General features: G+C 72.9%; 13 protein-coding genes and 1 pseudogene. 10 read left to right on the top strand and 4 right to left on the bottom strand.

Annotated features, from left to right (window positions below; all coding sequences use genetic code 11):
• Positions 1-251 precede the first annotated feature (251 nt).
• From OYE22_RS30620 to OYE22_RS30610, 3 genes are read left to right on the top strand one after another with little or no spacing between them, the layout of a single operon-like run.
• A complete protein-coding gene (locus OYE22_RS30620) occupies positions 252-500 on the top strand; it encodes a hypothetical protein (RefSeq protein WP_277323434.1) in 249 nt (82 codons plus the stop codon).
• Complete coding sequence (locus OYE22_RS30615) at positions 497-3,157, top strand: heavy metal translocating P-type ATPase (RefSeq protein WP_277323433.1); 2,661 nt, start codon at positions 497-499, stop codon at positions 3,155-3,157. Before OYE22_RS30620 ends, OYE22_RS30615 begins: the two co-directional genes overlap by 4 nt.
• Positions 3,154-3,765, top strand: coding sequence for a copper chaperone PCu(A)C (locus OYE22_RS30610; RefSeq protein ID WP_277323432.1), 612 nt, complete (start codon positions 3,154-3,156; stop codon positions 3,763-3,765). The genes OYE22_RS30615 and OYE22_RS30610 overlap by 4 nt, the downstream gene beginning before the upstream one ends.
• A gap of 590 nt (positions 3,766-4,355) precedes the next feature.
• Here the strand turns inward: OYE22_RS30610 and OYE22_RS30605 are convergent.
• Positions 4,356-4,913: pseudogene (locus OYE22_RS30605) on the bottom strand (sigma-70 family RNA polymerase sigma factor); the annotation flags it as partial.
• A 106-nt stretch (positions 4,914-5,019) separates the two neighbouring features.
• Here OYE22_RS30605 and OYE22_RS30600 point away from each other — a divergent pair.
• On the top strand, positions 5,020-5,202 hold the full coding sequence (locus tag OYE22_RS30600) for a zf-HC2 domain-containing protein (RefSeq protein WP_277323431.1): 183 nt from the start codon (positions 5,020-5,022) through the stop codon (positions 5,200-5,202).
• Positions 5,203-5,780: 578 nt separating this feature from the next.
• Here the strand turns inward: OYE22_RS30600 and OYE22_RS30595 are convergent.
• Positions 5,781-6,557, bottom strand: a complete 777-nt coding sequence (locus OYE22_RS30595) for a PE-PGRS family protein (RefSeq protein ID WP_277323430.1) — start codon at positions 6,555-6,557, stop codon at positions 5,781-5,783.
• 796 nt (positions 6,558-7,353) lie between these two features.
• Here OYE22_RS30595 and OYE22_RS30590 point away from each other — a divergent pair.
• Both OYE22_RS30590 and OYE22_RS30585 read left to right on the top strand, forming a co-directional pair.
• A complete protein-coding gene (locus OYE22_RS30590) occupies positions 7,354-8,622 on the top strand; it encodes a GAF domain-containing protein (RefSeq protein ID WP_277324400.1) in 1,269 nt (422 codons plus the stop codon).
• A 140-nt stretch (positions 8,623-8,762) separates the two neighbouring features.
• Complete coding sequence (locus OYE22_RS30585; RefSeq protein ID WP_277323429.1) at positions 8,763-10,286, top strand: aldehyde dehydrogenase family protein; 1,524 nt, start codon at positions 8,763-8,765, stop codon at positions 10,284-10,286.
• Between the two features lie 201 nt (positions 10,287-10,487).
• Here the strand turns inward: OYE22_RS30585 and OYE22_RS30580 are convergent, their stop codons facing one another.
• On the bottom strand, positions 10,488-11,714 hold the full coding sequence (locus OYE22_RS30580) for a beta-ketoacyl-[acyl-carrier-protein] synthase family protein (RefSeq protein WP_277323428.1): 1,227 nt from the start codon (positions 11,712-11,714) through the stop codon (positions 10,488-10,490).
• Between the two features lie 65 nt (positions 11,715-11,779).
• Here OYE22_RS30580 and OYE22_RS30575 point away from each other — a divergent pair, with 65 nt between their 5' ends.
• On the top strand, positions 11,780-12,397 hold the full coding sequence (locus OYE22_RS30575) for a TetR/AcrR family transcriptional regulator C-terminal domain-containing protein (RefSeq protein WP_277323427.1): 618 nt from the start codon (positions 11,780-11,782) through the stop codon (positions 12,395-12,397).
• Positions 12,398-12,763: 366 nt separating this feature from the next.
• Here the strand turns inward: OYE22_RS30575 and OYE22_RS30570 are convergent, their stop codons facing one another.
• A complete protein-coding gene (locus OYE22_RS30570) occupies positions 12,764-14,254 on the bottom strand; it encodes a hypothetical protein (RefSeq protein ID WP_277323426.1) in 1,491 nt (496 codons plus the stop codon).
• Positions 14,255-14,681: 427 nt separating this feature from the next.
• On the opposite strand from OYE22_RS30570, the gene OYE22_RS30565 reads away from it, so the two are divergent.
• From OYE22_RS30565 to OYE22_RS30555, 3 genes are all read left to right on the top strand, one after another.
• Positions 14,682-15,842 carry a histidine kinase gene (locus OYE22_RS30565; RefSeq protein WP_277324399.1) on the top strand — a complete coding sequence of 387 codons (1,161 nt, stop codon included), beginning with the start codon at positions 14,682-14,684 and terminating at the stop codon, positions 15,840-15,842.
• Positions 15,839-16,501, top strand: a complete 663-nt coding sequence (locus tag OYE22_RS30560) for a response regulator transcription factor (RefSeq protein WP_277323425.1) — start codon at positions 15,839-15,841, stop codon at positions 16,499-16,501. Before OYE22_RS30565 ends, OYE22_RS30560 begins: the two co-directional genes overlap by 4 nt.
• Before the next feature lie 550 nt (positions 16,502-17,051).
• Entirely contained in the window at positions 17,052-17,630 is a 579-nt protein-coding gene (locus OYE22_RS30555) for a TetR/AcrR family transcriptional regulator (RefSeq protein WP_277323424.1), read from the top strand.
• Positions 17,631-17,734: the final 104 nt, after the last annotated feature.

Genomic DNA, 17,734 nt, shown 5'->3' with positions numbered 1-17,734 from the left:
CCGCATCCGACGTCCCCTACCGCCCACCCGCGCCCTGTGTCACATCCGTCCGTCCAGCACCACCGCCGGTCGGCCCCGGGCCCCGTACCCGGCCTCCGGCGCCCGTCGTCCGTTCGTCCCCGTCCGACCCGCTTGCCGCCCGTGCCACCCCGCCAACCCGGCTCCGCCCGCCGCACACCGCCCGGCCCGCTCAACGCCGGGGCGCGCGTGCCACTCCCCACCTGTCCGCCTTCGTCCGTCTTGGAGCGGCGATGACCTCACGTCAGTACAGTCCAGCGCTCATGCTCACCGGCTTCGTCCTGTTGCTCGGTGCCATGTTCGGCATCGCGTACGCCGTCGGCTCGGCAGCCGGCCCGGTCGCCCCCGGGCTGCACCGGTCCGACGACGGAGGTTCCGGCGGCGACATGGGCGACATGGGCGGGATGAACAACCACGGGATGGGCGTCGTCTCACCGGCGCCCGTCGGCGGGGTGCCGGCCGCGGTCGGAGGCGCCCAGTGACCACGCCAGCCCCGGTCACCACCGAGCTGACCATCGGCGGCATGACGTGCGCCGCCTGCGTCGGCCGGGTCGAAAAGCGCCTCGGCCGCCTCGAAGGCGTCACCGCCACCGTCAACCTCGCCACCGAACGCGCCCACATCACCCACCCCGCGACCCTGTCCACCGCCGAGCTGATCGCCACCGTCGAACGGGCCGGCTACACCGCCGAGCCGCCGCCCCCGCCGCGGCCCGTCGCCACCCACACCACCGAGCTGACCATCGGCGGCATGACCTGCGCCGCCTGCGTCGGCCGGGTCGAAAAGCGCCTCGGCCGCCTCGAAGGCGTCACCGCCACCGTCAACCTCGCCACCGAACGCGCCCACATCACCCACCCCGCGAGCGTCTCCGTGGCCGAGCTGACGGCCACCGTCGAGAAGGCCGGCTACACCGCCGAGCCGGTACCGACCTCGGCCGGGCGCGGCGCCACGGGCGACGACGGCGCGGAGCCGGACGCCGACGGCGCACAGGACCAGCGGGAACAGAAGAAGGCCGCCGTCGCCCGCGAGGAGCGGGACCGGCTGCTGATCACGGCCCTGCTGTCGATCCCGGTGCTGGTCATCTCGATGGTGCCGGCCCTCCAGTTCCGCAACTGGCAGTGGGTGTGCTTCGTGCTCTCCACGCCGGTCGCCGCCTGGGGCTCGTGGCCCTTCCACGCGCGGGCGGCCCGCGGGCTGCGCCACGGCGCGGCCACCATGGACACGCTGGTCTCGCTCGGCGTCATCGCCGCCTTCTCCTGGTCCACGTACGCGCTCTTCTTCGGCGGCGCGGGCGAGCCTGGCATGGAGATGCCGTTCACGCTGCTGCCCTCCGCCTCGGGCGACACGCCGCACGTGTACCTGGAGGCGGCGGTCGCCGTACCGCTGTTCGTGCTGACCGGGCGGTGGTTGGAGGCGCGGGCCCGACACGGCACCGGCTCCGCGCTGCGCGCGCTCGCCAACCTGGCCGCCAAGAACGTGGTCATAAGGGTGGACGGCGCCGAACGGCGCATCCCCATCGAGCAGTTGCGGGTCGGCGACCTGTTCGTCGTACGGCCGGGAGAGCGCGTCGCCACCGACGGCGTGGTCACCGAGGGCGGCTCCGCCCTGGACATGTCGCTGGTGACCGGCGAGAGCGCGCCGGTCGAGGTCAGCCCCGGCTCCGCGGTCGTGGGCGGCGCCGTCAACTCGGGCGGGCTGCTTGAGGTACGGGCCGAGGCCGTGGGCGCCGACACCCAACTGGCGCGCATCACCCGCCTGGTGGAGGACGCGCAGGCCGGCAAGGCCAAGGCGCAGCGCCTGGCCGACGCGGTGGCCGGCATCTTCGTGCCGATCGTGCTGACCATCGCCGTCACGGTCCTGGGCTTCTGGCTCGGCGCCGGCGCCGACCCGCAGGCGGCGGTGACCGTCGCCGTGGCGGTCCTGGTCGTCGCCTGCCCGTGCGCCCTCGGTCTCGCCACCCCCACCGCCCTGCTCGCCGCCACCGGGCGCGGCGCCCAGCTCGGCATCCTCGTCAAGGGCCCGCAGGCCCTGGAGGGGCTGCGCCGGGTGGACACCGTCGTGCTGGACAAGACCGGCACGCTGACCATCGGCGAGATGGGCGTCACGCAGGTCACCTGCCGTACGGAGGGGCTGGACGAGGAGACCGTCGTACGCCTGGCGGGTGCGGTCGAACAGGGCTCGGAGCACCCGGTCGGGCGTGCCGTGGTGAGCCACGCGCGGCGCGCCGCCGCGGAGGGCGCCGGGCTGCCGGCGGTCATCGGCTTCGCCGCGACCGCGGGGCACGGCGTCAGCGGACGCGTGGACGGGCACCAGGTGACGGTCTCCCGTCCGGATGCCGAGCCCACCGACGGCGCCACCACCCAGGACGGCCAGGCCACGCTGCCCACGGAGTTGGCCGACGCGGTACGCGAGGCGGAGAGCACCGGGCACACGGCGGTGCTGGTACGCGTCGACGGCGCGCCGGAGGCCGTCCTCGCGCTGGGCGACAGCCTGCGCCCCGGCGCCTTCCGGGCGGTGGACCACCTCCGTCGTCTCGGCCTGCGCACCGTGCTGGCGACCGGCGACAGCGAGGCGACCGCGCGGGCCGTCGCCGACCGGCTGGGCATCACCGAGGTACACGCCCGGGCCACCCCCGAGGGCAAGGCCGAGCTGGTGCGCTCGCTGCGCGAGCACGGCCACCGGGTCGCGGTCATCGGCGACGGTGTCAACGACGCGGCGGCACTGGCCAACGCAGACCTGGGCATCGCCATGGGCGGCGGCACGGACGCCGCGATCGGCGCGGCCGACGTGACGCTGGTACGCGAGGACATGGGCGCACTGCCGGACGCCGTACGGCTGGCCCGGCGCACGCTGGGCATGGTGCGCTCCAACCTGGCCTGGGCGTTCGGCTACAACGCGGTCACCCTGCCGCTGGCGGCCGTCGGCTGGCTCAACCCGATGGTGGCCGCCGCCGCGATGTCCGCCAGCTCGGTGATCGTGGTCGGCAACAGCCTCCGGCTGCGCGGCTGGCAACCCACCTCGTCCACCGGAGCGCCGGGGCGCCCCCGGCCCAGCAACCCCAGGCCGGGCGGGGGTCGGCCGGCGAGCAACCGTCCCAGCAGGTCGCGCGCGCGAGCCACGGCCGCATCGGAGCAGTCATGAGTGAGAAGTCCGTGTCCCAGGCGACCGACGCCGTACCCGAGCCCAGCGCGCCCACCTCGGCTGTCTCGACCACGGCTGACCCCACCACGACCGCGGCCGGCACCGGCGGCCCCGCCCCCCGGAAGTCACGCCTCACGCTCAACAAGGGCGCGCTGACCGCCGTCCTCGCGCCGGTCATCGCCTGCGCCGTGACGCTCGGCGCGCTCACCGCGTGGACGGCGTCCGGCGCGGCGGGCAGCCCGGCCGAACCCACCCTGGTCGACGCGCGCATCATGCTCCCGTCCAACCCGGAGGCGACGGCCGCGCTGTTCAACCTGACCAACGAGGGTGGCGCCGACGACGCGCTGGTGCGCGTCTCGACGCCGGCGAAGGCCGGTCGGGTGATGCTGAGCCGCAACGTGCACGAGAACGGCGTGGGCACCATGCAGATGGTCTCCGCGGCCTCACTGCCCGCCGGGGGCAAGCTGGAGATGTCGGCGACCGGCCTCGACGTCATGGTCGAGAACCCGCCGCCGATGCGGCTGGGCGAACGCGTGCCGTTCGTCCTGCACTTCCGCGACAGCGAGCCGATGCGGGTCAACGCCCTGGTGGTACGACCGGGCAGCTAGAGCACGGCGCGCATCCGCTGCCCCTCGGCGAACGGGGGCAGCGGCTCCGGGCGACTCCCCCTCCGCCGCGCGCGCCCCAAGGGCCCCGCCACGACCCGTGGCGGGGCCCTCTGGCGTCCACGGCCGGGCCTCGGGGCCCCGGTCGGTCGGCCGCGCCGTAGGCGTCGGGCGGCCATGTGGGCGTACGGGCGTACGGGCGTACGGACTCAGCGCACGCGGCGAGCGAACACCCGTCGAGCGGCCGTACGCACCGTGTGACCGCCCGCGCCGTGTCACCGTACGCGTCGGGCGGGGGCCCGCGAGTCGCCCCGCGAACCCCCGCCCGGCCGGCTACCTCAGCGCGCCCCGGCCAGTTCCGGAACGCGCGCCCGCGTCCCGCCGCCGGTGCCGGCGCCCACCACCGAGCGCCCGGAGGCCACGCCGGGGCCGGGGCGCGTGGCCGTGGGGGCCGTGGCCCGCGGCGGCGCGCCACCCGGGCGGGCGGCTGCCCGCGCCCCCCGGTCCGCCGCCCCACGCGCCGGCGCCGCCGGGGTGGCCGCCGCTTCGGCGCCGGCCTGTGCCACGGCCGGCGACGACCCGTGACCGGCACGCTCCGCGCTCGCCAGTTGCTCGATCAGCGCCTCGCGGGCCCGCGCGACGCGCGAGCGCACGGTACCCACCGGGCAGTTGGCCACGAGCGCGGCCTGCGCGTAGGGCAGCCCGAGGAGCTGGGTGAGCACGAACGCCTCGCGCCGCTCGTACGGAAGCTGGCCCAGGAGTTGCGACAGGGCCACCCCCTCGTCGAACCCCGGCAACTCGCGGGACTGCGCCAACTCGGCCGCGGTCTGCCAGTCGTCGGTGTCGGACAGGCGTGGTCGCGCCGCGTTCCAGCGCAGCCGGTCCACGACCGTGTAGCGGGCGATCGACAGCAGCCAGGTACGGGCCGACGACCGGCCCTCGAACCGGGGCAGGCTGCGCAGCGCCCGCAGGTACGTCTCCTGGACGAGGTCGTCGGCCGACTGCGGGTCGTTGCTCAACCGCGAGACGTACCGCCACACATCGCGTTGGGTGGCCCGGATGAACTGGTCCACCGCCTCGGCGTCACCGCCGCGCGCCGCCAGCGCCCACGCGGTCACCGCCTCGTCGTCGCGCTCATACACGGGCACCACCGTGCTCCGCGTCGCGCTGCCCCACGGAACGGACGACACCGGCCCGCGGGCCACGGGCGCGGGGGGCGCCGCACGGCCCGGGCACGGCAGCGGGGACCATGGCCGGGTGCACTGTTCCGATTCCCGTACCGCGCTCTCCGCCAGGGTCGACGGTGAGGCGCTGCCGCCCGGTGTCACCGGGCCGGTACTCGACGCCCATCTGCACGGCTGCGACGACTGCAGGCTCTGGGAACGTCGCGTGCTGGCCCTGCGCGAGTGGACCACCCGCATCGGCGGCACGGCGCACTAGCCGCGCCCGGCCGGCCACGGCGGCGAGCGCGCCGCCACCCCACCGCCACGCGCTGACCGGCGGCGTTCGGCGCGCTCGGCGCTGTGGGCTCGTACGGCCCGTCGCACGGGCCCCGGCGCGCGTCGCGCCGCACGCGCGGAGGGCGCGGCGCGGCGGTACGGGCACGGCGGCGCGGGCGTACGGGCACACCGGGGCCGTCGCGGCGCGACCGGCGGCCGAACCAGCCGATCGGCGGACGGCCGTACGGGGCACGGCCTCGACCGCGCGCACGCACCGCACGACCGGGGCGCCGGCTGCCGCGTCGGCCGCCACGGGCGGCGTGCAGGCGCGGGCCGGTGCGACGGCGGTCGGCCGGGCCACGGCGCGGGCGAGCGACCGGGCGCGGGTGGGCTGACTGGGCCGGCTGCCGCCGGCCACGGGGGCGGGGCGCGGCGCCACGCGCCGGGCCGGTGCTGCCCGGAAGAGGGCAGGGTTCATCGCCATATGTCCTTCCTGGGTTCCGGCGCGTCGCGGGGGCGCGCCGGCTCCGGCCGCCGGTGGGGCGGGCCGGGAGGTGATCTGCCAAAGGGAGGTGGCCGTCAGGCGACGGCGATCCCCGGTGGCGGACCACGGGTGGCGATGACGTGGACGAGCAGCAGGAGCCGCGGGCGGCGGGCCTCGTGGGACCCACGGGAGCGGCCGTGCTCGGGCTGCGGTCCGGGCGCGGTGTCGCCGAAGAGCACGTACAGCGGCGCGAACAGCCGCACGGCCAGCGCCCGCCCGACGCGGAAGGCCGCCTGTTCGCCGCCGCACAGCCAGACCCCGCAGACCAGCGCGACCAGCAGGTGGGCGGACCACATGCCGAGTCCGCCGTGCCCGTCGTGCAGGGCCATGGTGTGCGCCGAGGAGAGCACGTCCTGACCTAGCCCGGCGACGTGCTGGCCGAGGCCGTCGCCGCCGGCCGCCGAGCCCTCGCCGCTGACCAGCGGGTTGGGCAGGCCACAACTGGGGGGCAACACGGCCTCGCCGGCCGCGATGCGCTCGCGGAGGGCGTCGGAGGCCCCGGTCGCGGACGGGGCGGCGTGGGCGTGCTGCCCGTGCCCCGCGCCGTGCCCGCCGACGCCGGTCTGCGCGACGCTGAACAGGGTGTGCAGCGCGAGCTGGGCCCCGGCCGTCAGCGACATGATCAGCAGCGGCCCGCGCTCCCGGCCGGCCGCGCACCAGGCCGCGCCGCCGGTGCCGAGCAGGGCGACGCCGACGGCCCAGAGCGGAATGGGGGTGGCGGACATGACGACGTGCCCGGCGGCGGCGAGCAGCACGCAGACCGCCGCGAACACCGCTGCTCGCAGCCCCCGTAGAACGTGCCCCGCTTCCATGACGCACACATCGTTGCACCCGCGGTCAGAGCGGTGACGTGCGGGGGCGCGAATCATCGAGGAGGGCGCGAAGCGCCGCCCCGCACCTCGGCCCGTGGGTACGGGGTGGTGGAGGGCCGCCGGCTCGGGGGGAGGAGCCGCGGCCTGGTCCGTCGCGCTGTCGCTGTCCTGGTTCCGCTCGACTCCCCGGGGCGCCACGCGCCGCGGGAGCCATGGTGCACGCACGGTCGGCGATCGCCCCCGGGGGCGCCGCGACCGCGCTTTCGGCCGTTCATAACGCCCCATACTGGCGCGTACCGGCGGCGGTTCCCGCGCACTGGCCGCGCGCGTCGCCGCGCCGTGGTGGCCGCCGCGCGCCGGGCCGCCCCGACTCGCCTTCCGCCAGTCAACCGCCTGCGGGCGACTGGTGGCAGCGTGTGCGCGCCGCGATGATGGGTGCGCCGCGCACACCCCGTGTGAACGCCGGTGGCGACGGCCGCCGTTCGCAGGCGTGTTCCTCCGCATCCGGGGCATTCACCTGGCGGGGGGCATTGGGTACCGCAGAACGGACGAGGAACATGAGAACGAAGAGTGGCGTAGTGCCCGACACGACGGACGGCCGACGGCCGTCCCCTATGGCCCCGCGAGCCGAGCAGTGCCCGAACTGCGGGGGTCAGCTGGCCGTCAACCAGGACGGTTGGAAGATCTGCCACACGTGCGGATACGCCTCTCCACCGTAGATCGTCCGGTGCGAGTGCAGGAGGCAGGCCCCGTGGTCAACCCGTCGCTCAACGCGTCCGTCAACCCATGGCTGGCGATGACGCCCGGCACCGACCCCGCCGACAGGTCCCGGGCGGTGCGCGCCGGCTGGGAGGAGTTCCTCGCCCACGGCGCCGTCACCCCGTCGGTGCGGCCGGTGGTGGCGGACTCGTGGCGACGGTCCGCCGACGCGCGGGTGGCCAGGGACGGGGTCGCGCCGATCGCCCTGGAGGCGGGCGACCTGGAGGCGTACCGCAGTGAACACCCGCTGGCCCGGGTGCTGCCGCTGTTCCGTGAACTGCTGGGCGCCGTCGCACACGACGGCGCCCACCTGTTCGCGGTCTGCGACGAGCTGGGCCGCATGCTCTGGGTCGAGGGTCACCGTGGCGAGCTGCGGCGTGCCGAGCGCATGAACTTCGTGGCGGGCGCCCGCTGGGACGAGCGGCACGCGGGCACCAACGCGCCGGGCACGGCACTGACCGTCGGCCACCCGGTGCAGATCTTCTCGACCGAGCACTTCAGCCGCCCGGTGCAGCCGTGGACCTGCGCGGCGGCGCCGGTGCGCGACCCGTACACCGGCCGGCTGCTCGGCGCCATCGACATCACCGGCGGGGACCACCTGGCCGCCCCGCACAGCCTGGCCCTGGTGCAGGCCACGGCGCGGGCCGCCGAGGCGCAACTCGCCGCCCTCGATCGCCCCACGAACAGCGCCGACACGGACCCCGGCGTGTCCGTGAGCGCGCTGGGGCGGGACGAGGCGTTGCTGGTCACGCAGGGGCGACGGTTGCGCCTGAGCCGTCGGCACAGCGAGATCGTGGTGCTCCTGGCCTGCCACCCCGACGGCCTGACCGGCGACCGCCTGGCGACGCTGCTGTACGGGGAGCGGACGGTGGACCCGGTGACGCTGCGGGCCGAGCTGTCCCGGCTGCGCCGGCGCGTGGGCCCGCTGCTCGGCTCACGCCCGTACCGGCTGTGCTCCCCCGTACGGTGCGATGTGCTCACGGCGGCCGACCAGTTGACCGCCGGCTGTCCCCACAGCGCGCTCCGCACCTACCAGGGTCCGCTGCTCCCGCTGTCGGAGGCGCCGGGCATCCGTCGGCTGCGGGCGGTCCTGGACGACCGATTACGACGCGCCGTGCTCGCCAGCGGGGACGCCGAACTCCTGCGCCGCTGGGCGGAGGCGCCGTGGGGCGAGGGCGACCTGGAGGTGCGCGAGGCCCTGCTCGCGGCGCTGCCCGCGCACAGCCCCGACCGCGCCTCGGTGGCCCGCGGCGCGCAGCGGCTGCGCCTGGCGTACGGCCTGCCGGACGGCGACCTGGCGGGGTGAGGACGAGCGCGCGGCGAGGCGGTGGGCGGGGCGGGCGGCCGCGTGGTGGCCGGCAACGTCCGCGCAACGTGCCGGTGCCTAGCCTCCGCCCAGCGCTGCCCGCGACGGGAGCGGGCCGCATGTGATCGGGAGGTCGCGCCATGCCCCGCTACGCGAATCCGGGCTCCGATGACGCCGTGGTGAGCTTTCAGTCGCGCTACGACCACTGGATCGACGGCGCGTACGTGCCGCCGGCCCGGGGCCAGTACTTCGAGGACCCCACCCCGGTCAACGGCCAACCCTTCACCGAGATCGCCCGGGGCACGGCCGAGGACGTGGAGCGGGCACTGGACGCCGCCCACGCCGCGGCGCCGGCCTGGGGCAGGACGTCACCGACCGAGCGGGCGGTGTTGCTGAACCGGATCGCGGACCGCATGGAGGCCAACCTCGAAGCCCTCGCGGTGGCGGACAGTTGGGACAACGGCAAGCCGGTCCGCGAGACCCTGGCGGCCGACATCCCACTGGCCATCGACCACTTCCGGTACTTCGCCGGTGCCATCCGCGCGCAGGAGGGCAGCCTGTCCGAACTCGACGCGGACACCGTGGCGTACCACTTCCACGAGCCCCTCGGCGTGGTGGCGCAGATCATTCCGTGGAACTTCCCCCTCCTGATGGCGGCCTGGAAGCTGGCCCCCGCGCTGGCCGCGGGCAACACGGTCGTCCTCAAGCCCGCCGAGCAGACCCCGGCGTCGGTGCACGTGTGGCTGGACCTGGTCGCCGACCTGTTGCCGCCGGGCGTGGTCAACGTCGTCAACGGCTTCGGCGTGGAGGCCGGCAAACCCCTGGCGAGCAGCCCCCGCGTCGCCAAGATAGCCTTCACGGGCGAGACCACCACGGGCCGGCTGATCATGCAGTACGCGGCCGAGCACGTGAAGCCGGTGACGCTGGAGTTGGGCGGCAAGAGCCCGAACATCTTCTTCGACGACGTCTCCTCCGCCACGGACGACTTCCTGGACAAGGCCGTCGAAGGCTTCACGATGTTCGCCCTGAACCAGGGCGAGGTCTGCACCTGCCCGTCCCGGGCTCTGATCCAGCGGGGGCACTACGCGGACTTCCTCGCCGCCGGCCTGGCGCGCACCGAACAGATCGTCCAGGGCCACCCGCTGGACACCACGACGGCGATCGGCGCCCAGGCGTCCAACGACCAGTTGGAGAAGATCCTCTCCTACCTCGACATCGGCCGCCAGGAAGGCGCCAAGCTCCTCACCGGCGGGGCCAGGGCCGAGCTGGGCGGCGAGTTGACGGGCGGCTACTACGTCCAGCCGACGGTCTTCGAGGGCGCCAACCGCATGCGCGTCTTCCAGGAGGAGATCTTCGGCCCGGTGGTGGCGGTGGCGCCGTTCAGCGACTTCGACGACGCGATCGAGATCGCGAACGACACGCTGTACGGTCTCGGCGCGGGCGTCTGGACCCGCGACGGCAACACCGCCTACCGCGCGGGCCGCGCCATCCAGGCGGGCCGCGTCTGGACCAACTGCTACCACGCGTATCCGGCGCACGCCGCGTTCGGTGGCTACAAGCAGTCCGGCATCGGCCGCGAGAACCACAAGATGATGCTCAACCACTACCAGCAGACCAAGAACCTGTTGGTGTCGTACTCGCCGAAGGCGCTGGGATTCTTCTAGAGGCGAGAAATGGGCGCCTGGCCTGAGTTTCCATCCGTCAGGTGCCCTTCGGGGCGGGCAGCACCGTGATCGGTCCACTCCTTGCCGGCCATCACGACGCCGCCCTTCGGGTTGAGCAGCCCCCAACCTCTAACCGGTAGACGGACAACGGTGCGTTCGCGTGGGTCATGGTGCCGTCGAGGCCGTACGGGACGTGTCGTGTCATGCACTGGTGACGATGAGCGAGACGTTCTGCCCACCGAAGCCGAAGGAATTGCTGAGCACGGCTTCCTGGGGGACGTCTCGTCGCTCTGTGACGACATCGAGAGCGATGTCGGGACCGACGCCGGCCGCGGTGATGTTGCGGGTCGGCGGGATGACGCCGTGCTTCACACTGAGGACGGCGATGAGCGCTTCGATCGCGCCGGCGGCACCGAAGAGATGACCGAGCGCCGCCTTGGGGGCCGTCACGGTGGCGCGGCCGAAGACCTCCCTGATCGCGTGTGCCTCGGCGACATCGCCGACCGGAGTTCCGGTGGCATGGGCGTTGATGTGGCTGATCTGCTCGGGAGCCAGACCGGCTTGCGCGAGGGCCTTCCACATGGCTGAGATCTGACCGGAGCCGTCGGGAGCGGGCGCCGTGATGTGGTGAGCGTCGGCGGCGATGCCAGCACCCGCGAGCACCGCGTGGACGCGCGCGCCTCGGGCGCCGGCATGCTCGGCGCTTTCGAGCACCACGACAGCAGCGCCTTCGCTGAGGACGAATCCGCTGCGGTCCGCCGCGAACGGCCGGGACGCGGAAGCGGGTTCGGCGGTATGGCGCGACAGTGCTTGTGCCTGAGCGAAGCCGGCAATGGTGATCGGGGTGATCGCGGCCTCGGTCCCGCCCGCGATCACCGCGTCCGCCTCGCCGGCACGGATGAGCCTGGCTCCCAGGGCGATCGCCTCGGCGCCGGAAGAGCACGCCGAGACGGGTGTGTAGACCCCGGCTCGCGCACCGTATTCGATGCTGATCAGCGCCGCCGCCGCGTTGGGCATGAGCATCGGGACCGTACGTGGCGAGACGCGCCGCGTCCCGGCCGCCTCCAGCGCGTCGTCTTCCTTCAGCAGCGTCCTTACGCCCCCGATTCCCGTGCCGATCGCAGATGCGAGCCGGCCCGGGTCCACCTCGGGAGCACCGGCGTCGGCCCAGGCCTCGGCCGCCGCGACGAAGGCCGCTTGCTGCGAGCGATCGAGCCGTCTGGCTCGCACCGGTGGCAGCAACTCGGCGGGGTCGATCGCCATCGTTCCCGCGACGGTGTCGGGAAGGTCAGTGTCCTCATGGCCGGGTAGGACGTCGCCGCGGATGCCGGACTCGCCGGCAAGCAGGGCTTTCCAGGTGGACGCCACGTCTACCCCGAGTGGTGTGATCGCGCCGAGTCCGGTCACGACGACCTCAGTCCGGTGCATGCACCTCAACCTTTCTTGTATGCGATACAAGCGAACGCCCATGTTGTATCACATACAATTCCGATGTGGAGAAGAAGCGAACCAAAGCTCAGTCGACGTCGACTCGGCCGCGTGACCGCGGTCGCGCGACGAGACATCGGCTGATTGAGGCAACTGCCCGGCTCTGCAAGGAGCGACCCGGCGCTGAGGTGAGCGTCGCGGAGATCGCGAACGCGGCAGGCGTCTTCCCCAATCAGGTCACCTACTACTTCGGCTCCAAGGACTCGCTGCTCGTGCACGCCGCCTTCCTCGGCTTGTTGCACGACGCTCGACGGGTTGAGCGCATCGGTCGCCAAGCCCCCGATGCGGCGACTTTCCGGCGCAACATCGCCCGCGCCGTACTGGCCATGCCCTCGCTTCCGTCGGTCGCGCGAGCACTGGCTTCCGGGATCTCCAAGCCCGAACTCGCCCCCGTGGTCGACCAGCACCTCCGGTTGCTGTTCCGGCAATCCGAGCGCTTCGCGAGTCAGCTCCTAGACAGTCGCGGCTGGAGGGCCCGACGACCGCTCAGCGTGGAAGCCAGGACGTTCTGGAGCACCGCGCTCGGCGCAGTGCTACTCGTCCGCGCCGGCGCACACGGCACCAACGCCGACCTCGACCTCGCCGGAGCGTTGACCATCCACGACGAACCCGATCCCGGTTAGCTCAGTCGGACAGGCCGGTGACGATGTGCGCGGTTACCGCGCGACAGTGGGTCTTGTCGCGGTCGACGTGTCTGCCGTCGCCGACGAACTCACTGCTGCGGCTGGTTGTATTGATCGCGAGTGTTGTTGACGCCGATCAGGCTTGATCACGACGAAGACCCGTCACGACACACGAGTGGGTTCGCCGCTGGCGGGCCGAAGACGAACAAGGACTGCACGACCGCTCCAGCCGGCGGCCTCGTTCGCCGCGGCCTCCGCCGCCAGGACCACTTCGCCATAGCTTCGGGATATGAGGGCTGGCACCACGGACTGCACCCCGGCTGGAAAGGGAAACAGCGGTGCCGCCGGCTGTCGTCGCACAGCTGATCAGCGGCTGTTGCTCGGGTGGTAGACGCTGAGGTCGCCGTAGGCCGACAGAACGTCGGGCAGGTCGCCGGGTTTGTGCCGCAGGGTGGTGTCCAGGAAGGCGAGAGTCGTCGCGGCGACGACGCGGGGGCTCTTGGTGCGGCCCAGGGAGCCGACTATCGAGGGCACGGGCGGCAGGTACAGGGGGCCGTCCATGAAGGTGAGGTGGGCGGCGCCGGGGATGGTGAGCCGGTAGCTCGTCGCGGTGTTGAGCTTGAGGGCCCTGGTGAGGCGGGGCATGTACCGCGGGTCGGTTGCGGGGGTGATGGCCTGGGTGAGCGCGAGCGTCGGCTGACGGAGGGAGGGCGAGACGGGGCCGTGGGGGTAGCCGTCCAGATCGATGACGGCGTCGAACCGGTGGTCCTGCCGGGCTGCCTGCAGGGCGGCAGGACCACCCATAGAGTGGCCGGTGACCGCTGCCCGGCTGGTATCCAGGCGTCCGGTCAGCGGGCCGGCGATCTCGCCTCGGCCCAGACGGTCCAGTTGCGTGAGGACGAAGCTGAGGTCGGCACTCCGAACACCCGTCCAGTCGGCCGCCAGCTTGTCGTCCTTGTCCCGGTCGCCGGTGGAGGTGGTCTTGCTGCGAAGCGTTCGGCCGTCGGTGAGGACGACGGCGGCGGAGTCGTAGGGGTGGTCGAGGGCGGCGACCAGATAGCCGTGGCTGGCCAGTTCCTCCGCCCAAGCGGTGTTCTGGGTGCGCACTCCGCCGGATCCGGGAGAGAACAACACGACCGGGAAGCGTCCACCCCCACCGGCCACCGGGGCGTTGAAGACCGAACGGGTGCGGGCGCGTGGGATGCCGTCGATCAGGAAGCCGGGCAGCCCGACCTGGCGGGCGAGGGCGTCGGCGACGGTGCGAGCCTCGTGCTCCGTGCGTCCGAGGTACTGGGCCCGCCGCGCGCCGGAGGGGCTCTTCCGCGCGGGATACCAGAGCTGGACCACGACAGTGCGCCGGTCGTGCGGATCGGCGGTGAAGATCTCGGGGCGGCGGGGGTCAGGCCACTGCACCACACGGGTACCGACCGCGAAACGGCCCGACGGCTCGGGGAACTCGGGTACGGGAAAGGCCCAGGCGGCCACCGGGCCCGTGGCGATCAGGCCGACGCAGGCCACCGACCCGGGCAGGGCCAGCCACCAATGGGCACGCCACGTCGGCCGGCCGGTACGGCGTCGCAGCAGGGGAAACAGGGCGAACGGCAGCGCGAGGGCGGCGCCTGTCAGTACCGGCAGCATCTGCCAACGGATCCCCACCACGCTCAGCACGATCGCGGACAGCACGAACACCGCCCCCGCCGCGATCGTGGCGCGTGGGCGAACGGTAGGCGGCAGCCAGCGCACCACCACCAGCGCGAGGGCACCCAGCAGGACAAGGACTTCCAGAAGGGACATGTGCAGCCCCATGAGGTTCTCGGTCACCAGGCCATGCTCGGCGCGGGACACGCGCTGCCACATCGCCCTCGGGTCGCCATCGCGTACAGCCGGGAGTCGCAACCCAAGGCATGGCCATGTGAGCGGCCTTGCGACCGAGGGCGGTAACCGGGCTCCTCCTGTGGTCGTACTTCCGCGCGATTTCTTCCGACGGTGGACTCATGCGTGCCGCTGGATCGCGGCCTACCGTGACAGGGCCGCCGCGGCACGTGCGGGCAGCGTGGGTTCTACGTCCCCCTGCCCGACCCGGCTCCGGTTGTACGCGAGAGTCGCCTCGGCTGAGGCCACCATGACGCTCAATCGACAGGGACGTGTGATGACCGAGGCGGCCACGGAAACCGGCAGTGCCCACCCGACGCGCTACCGGGACCGGGACCAGACGCCACGGGCTGGGACAGCCGTATGGCTGACGAGATACGCCGACCTGGCCTCCGCACCAGCAGCGCGGCCGATGAGAGCCGTCCGGCGCTGGGGCCGCCGGTTGCCGCCCGTGGTGTGGGACTCGCTGTTGCCGGCGCTGCTCCTGCTCCACATCGTGACCACGCACGCCCCGCAGGAGCTCCCGGTGGCCCTGACCCTCACCGCCGCCATCGCGCTGCCCCTGGTGTGGCGGCGCCGGGCCCCGCTCACGACGTTCGGCGCCGTGGCCGCCGCGGCCTTCGTCCAGTGGCTGATGGACGTCCAACTGCCGGCGGACATTGCCTTGTTGGTGGCCCTCTACACGGTGGCCGCGCACTCGGGCCGGTGCGGCACGCTTGTCGCCGGTGCCATCGTGGAGAGCGGGGCCCTGCTGGCCTGTCTGCGCTGGGCGACGGAAGGCGCGTTCCTGACCCCCGTCGTCGCGGTGACCGCGATGGTCGTCGCCGCCGCCGTCCTCGGGGCGAACGTGCGGACCACACGGGCCTACCTCGCGGCCTTGGAGGAACGCGCCGCACGCCTGGAGCAACAACAGGACCAGCAGGCGCGGCTGGCCGTCGCCGAGGAAAGGACACGTATCACCCGGGAGATGCACGACATCGTCACCCACAACCTGTCCGTCATGGTCGCCCTCACCGACGCCGCCGTCTACGCACAGCACCGGTCCCCCGCCAAGGCCACCACCGCGATGCTCCAGATCTCCGAGACGGGCCGACAGGCCCTGACCGACATGCGACGCTCCTTGGGCATCCTGCGGACCGACGAGCCCGACGCGGAGCGCCACCCGCTGCCCGGCATCGCGCAACTGGCTGCCCTGGCCGACCAGATGTGCGCCGCCGGGCTGCCGACCCGCGTCGAGGTTCAGGGCGGCCACACCCACGTACCCGCCACCGCACAACTGACCGTCTACCGCCTGGTACAGGAAGCCTTGACCAACACCCTCAAACACACACCCATTGGCACACACGCGAGGGTCCGGGTGCTGTGCTCAGCCGAGACCGTCACAGTGGACGTCACCGACAGCGGCCCGCCCCTGCCACTCCCCGGCGCCACACCGTCCGGCCACGGCATCCCCGGCATGCGCGAGCGCGCAGCCGCCTACGGGGGGACGTTGCAGGCCGGACCGCTCCCGGGTGGCGGCTGGCGAGTCCACACCCGCCTCGACCTCGGCAGCAGCGGAGCGGCGTCCGCATGACGATCCGCATCCTGGTCGCCGACGACGAAGCGCTGCTCCGTATGGCCTTCAGCACGGTCCTGGAGACCCAGCCTGACATGGCACCGGTCGGCGAAGCCGCGGACGGCATCCAGGCCATACGCCTCGCCCGGGACCTGCGCCCCGACGTCGTCCTCATGGACGTCCGGATGCCCGGGACCGACGGGATCGAGGCGACCCGACAGGTCATCCGGGTCTCCCCGCGGAGCAGAGTACTGATTCTCACCACCTTCGACCTCGACGAATACGCCTTCACCGCACTCAAAGCCGGAGCCTCGGGCTTCCTGCTGAAGAACACCAGGCCCGAGGAACTGCTCACCGCGATACGCAGCGTGGCAGCGGGCGACGCGGTGGTCTCCCCCCGGATCACCCGCCGCCTGCTGGAGAACCTCCGCCCACACATCCCCGACGGCAGCGGTGCCGACCGTGATGAGCGGCTGAGCCGCCTCAGCGCCCGCGAGCGCGAGGTGCTCATCAAGGTGGGCTGCGGCCTGTCCAACACCGAGATCGCGGCCGCCCTGCACCTTGCGGAAGCGACCGTGAAGTCCCATCTGGGGCGCATCCTGCAAAAGCTCGAACTCCGCGACCGGATACAGGCCGTGATCTTCGCTTACGAAAGCCGCCTCATCCACCCGGCATGAGGTCGGCGGTCAGCGATTCGACACCGAGTTCACCAAGGCGGTCGAGGGCACCGCCATCGAGCCGCGCTCTCAATGAACGGACCACGACCGCCGCGAAGCCGGCCCGCGAACAGCACCAGGGTGCGGTCCGGGCCCGGTCGACGGCGCCGTGCTGACCCAAGGCGGCAGCCCGCAAGCCGATCAGCGCGCGGGCAGGTACCTGATCTGTGCGGCACCGTCTGACCGCTGCTCACCCGACGGCCTGACGGAGCCTCGCACCCAAGGCGGTCTGAGCACGCAGTCGCGCGTCCTCGCCGCCGTCCGTCTCGCCGTCACTGTTCGGATCGCACAGCCTCCGCAGGCCCGACACCGGCGGCCGAGTGAAGGCGTACCGGCCCAGAAAGTCGATGTGATCGAAGTGGAGCGGGGGGAGCCGGGCGGGCAGCTCGGGCGGCGGAACTCGACCCCACAGGGCAGTTGTCCGAGGCCGGGGCAACGAGCCTCAGCCCATGGCCAGCCGACCACAGACCCTTTTCTTGAGCGCACGATCCAGATACGTTACGGTGAAGGCATGGCAAGGACCCGGGAGTTCGACACGGAAGCGGCGGTGAGCCGCGCGATGGAGCTGTTCTGGACGCGCGGCTACGAGGCCACCTCCGTGCGCGACCTGACGGGACATCTGGGAATCGGGCAAGGGTCCTTGTACGCCGCGTTCGGCGACAAGGACGGCCTATACCGGGCGGCACTGGAGCACTACCGCACCTCCCTCGCGGCGGCTGCCCTGCGCAGCCTGGAGGAGGGGGCGGACGCCCGGTCGGTGATCCGCACGATGCTGGTCGAGCGGATCCGGATCGCCGTGGAGGACAACGGTCGGGGTTGCCTGGCGGTCAACGCCGCCTGCGAGCGCCTGCCGGGGGATGCGGCAACCCGGCGCACCGTGCGCGACATGCAGGACGCCAGCCGGGACGCGCTCGCCGAAGTACTGCGGGCCGCGGCGGATCGGGGCGAGATCGCGAAGCGGTACGACCCGTACAGCCTCGCCGCTTTCCTCGTCACCTTCCTCAACGGACTGCTGGTCTCCGCGAAGATCACGCCGGACGCCCGCGCCCTCGAACCCCTTGTGGAGGTCGCACTGGCCACTCTCGACTAGGTTTTTCATGCCCAAAATCTGTATCAGTCGATCCAGAAAAATCGCCGATACCTGCTCGGACACAGGATCAGCGCCCCTGCCCCGCTTCAATCGAGAACTTCGGA

Origin of the sequence: Streptomyces sp. 71268 (assembly GCF_029392895.1) — a bacterium.
GTDB lineage: Bacteria > Actinomycetota > Actinomycetes > Streptomycetales > Streptomycetaceae > Streptomyces.
This window is presented reverse-complemented; position numbering and strand designations above follow the sequence as displayed.

Coding starts and splice junctions, on each gene's coding strand:
- OYE22_RS30590 (WP_277324400.1), top strand. CDS start 7,354: ATGACGCCCGGCACCGACCCCGCCGACAGGTCCCGGGCGGTGCGCGCC.
- OYE22_RS30565 (WP_277324399.1), top strand. CDS start 14,682: ATGAGAGCCGTCCGGCGCTGGGGCCGCCGGTTGCCGCCCGTGGTGTGG.
- OYE22_RS30580 (WP_277323428.1), bottom strand. CDS start 11,714: ATGCACCGGACTGAGGTCGTCGTGACCGGACTCGGCGCGATCACACCA.
- OYE22_RS30555 (WP_277323424.1), top strand. CDS start 17,052: ATGGCAAGGACCCGGGAGTTCGACACGGAAGCGGCGGTGAGCCGCGCG.
- OYE22_RS30595 (WP_277323430.1), bottom strand. CDS start 6,557: ATGGAAGCGGGGCACGTTCTACGGGGGCTGCGAGCAGCGGTGTTCGCG.
- OYE22_RS30570 (WP_277323426.1), bottom strand. CDS start 14,254: ATGTGGCAGCGCGTGTCCCGCGCCGAGCATGGCCTGGTGACCGAGAAC.
- OYE22_RS30620 (WP_277323434.1), top strand. CDS start 252: ATGACCTCACGTCAGTACAGTCCAGCGCTCATGCTCACCGGCTTCGTC.
- OYE22_RS30610 (WP_277323432.1), top strand. CDS start 3,154: ATGAGTGAGAAGTCCGTGTCCCAGGCGACCGACGCCGTACCCGAGCCC.
- OYE22_RS30585 (WP_277323429.1), top strand. CDS start 8,763: ATGCCCCGCTACGCGAATCCGGGCTCCGATGACGCCGTGGTGAGCTTT.
- OYE22_RS30560 (WP_277323425.1), top strand. CDS start 15,839: ATGACGATCCGCATCCTGGTCGCCGACGACGAAGCGCTGCTCCGTATG.